The following is a 1,906-nucleotide window of genomic DNA, read 5'->3' as shown; positions in this document are numbered from 1 at the left end:
ATGCGGCGCCCCACCGGGACGGGGCGGACCGGGAGGCATCCCCGCGGCCAGCGCCGGGCCGGGGGCTGGCATCGCGTCGGGGTGCTGCGCCGCGTGACCATGCGCCGGTACCACCGGCAGCGCCGAGGTCGCGGGCGGCACGGGCAGCGCGGCGCCGACGGGAGACGGCACCGGAAAGGCCCCGGTGGGCGTCGGCAGCGCCCCGGTGGGCGGACCGGGCGGCAGCGGCGTGAGATAGGACGGCTCCGGCGCGGCCGGGGCCGCCGGCACGACCATCGGCCCCGTACCGGCGAGGCCGGCCGGATGCGGTGCGGCGGGCGCCCTGGCGAGCAGCTCGGCGCCGGCGGCCGCGGCGCGCGGCTGGCCGTTCACGCGGAACACCGGGAAGCAGGACACGTAGTACGGCCAGCCGTCACGCGGCGCGGCGAGCCGCCAGCCGCCACCGCGCAGAGCCAGACCCGCGGTGGTCACCGTCGCCGCCGAGGCCGCGGGGTCGTCCGGGCTGGTCGGCATCCGGTCGCGCCGCCACAGCACCCTGGCCTCGGTGAGCCCCGGCGCGAGCCGGAAGAACAGCACCAGCTCGTCGCCCCGGTCCTCGGCACGCAGCTCCGTGACCCCGCCGGGGGCCACATGCTGGACCGGCCGGCCGACGACGCCCCGGCCACCGAGCACGCTGACCGGGGTGTAGATCACCGGCCCGGCCGCGGCCGAGTCCAGCAGCCGGCCGCGGCGGCTCGCGCCGACGAGGCGAGCGGGGCCCGTGGCGGTACCCAGCGCCAGGTCGGCGTTCTCCTGGCCCAACGGACCGGCCGCCGCGGATGGCTGCGTCGGGTACCGGCCGCCGGACGGCGCCATCGTGTCCGGCAGCACGCCCGGCGTGGCGTAGATCCGGACGTCCGACCCGGGCAGCGCCGTCCAGCGCAGCATGGTCTCGCCGGCCGCGAACGCGACCGACAGGTCGAGGACCGGCCGGGGCCGCAGCGCCACCGCGACCGAGGCCTCCACGCCCGGTGTGCGGGCGGGCGAGCCGTCCGCCTCGACGTACTCCACCGAGAGCCGGTACCGGTAGGTGACACCTGGCTGCACGTCCGGATCGGTCAGCACCCCGCCGCTGACCCGCGTGTGCCGGACCGAGCGGTCCACGTCGCGAGCATCACCGGTGGGCAGCGCGAGCCCCGAGGTGGGCGGCCCGGCGGCCCCGTCGTCGAGGGCCTCCATCGGGTCGACCGGATCGATCGCCTCGACCGCCCGCTCGACGGTCACCAGTTGAACGGGGCCCTCCAACCGCCATGTCAGCCGGACGCCGTCCGCGGTCTGCTGGGCTCGAAGCCCCTCGACGTCCCGGCTGAGGACCACCGGCACGGTCCGCGCAACCGGCGAGTAGCGGCTGCCGGAGACCGCCGTCACCTCGTAGTACACCGGCGTCCAGGCGGGCGCGCCGGCGTCGGTCAGCTCCGTGGCGGTGGTGGTGCCCAGAGCGAAGCGGGCCGGCGGGGCGCCGAGCGTCCCGGCGACCACCCGGTCCACCCGGAACGACACCGGCGTGGCCGTGTCGGCGGTCCGCCAGCGCAGCAGCACCGCCCCGCTGGCACCCGGGGAAGCACTCCCCGCCGGCGCCACGAGCAGGTCGACCGGCGCCGCGAGCGGGAGAGCGGCCAGCGCCGCGAGGGCCTCCGGGCTGTCGGACGCGCTCGCCAGCACGGCGACGAGCGCCGCCTCCCGCGCCGCCGGCGGCAGCGCGAGCGCCGCGTCCACCCGCCGGCGGATCATCGCCTGCGCCATGGTCAGCTCTTCGAGGACCTCGGCGGCGACCCGGCCGTCCGGGCCGGGCACGTCGGCCGCCTGCGCGACCAGCCACCGGGCCCGATCCAGCGCCGCCTCGGCCCGCCCGGCGCCGCGGTCGTCC

General features: G+C 78.8%; 1 protein-coding gene. It reads right to left on the bottom strand.

Annotated features, from left to right (window positions below; genetic code table 11):
• Positions 1-1,906, bottom strand: a 1,906-nt coding sequence (locus FRCN3DRAFT_RS43945) for a hypothetical protein (protein ID WP_007520803.1), incomplete at both ends; no start/stop codon positions are given.

The organism is Pseudofrankia saprophytica (genome assembly GCF_000235425.2).
GTDB classification, from domain to species: domain Bacteria; phylum Actinomycetota; class Actinomycetes; order Frankiales; family Frankiaceae; genus Pseudofrankia; species Pseudofrankia saprophytica.
The sequence above is the reverse complement of the archived record's forward strand: the minus strand, read 5'-3'. Positions and strand labels throughout refer to the sequence as shown.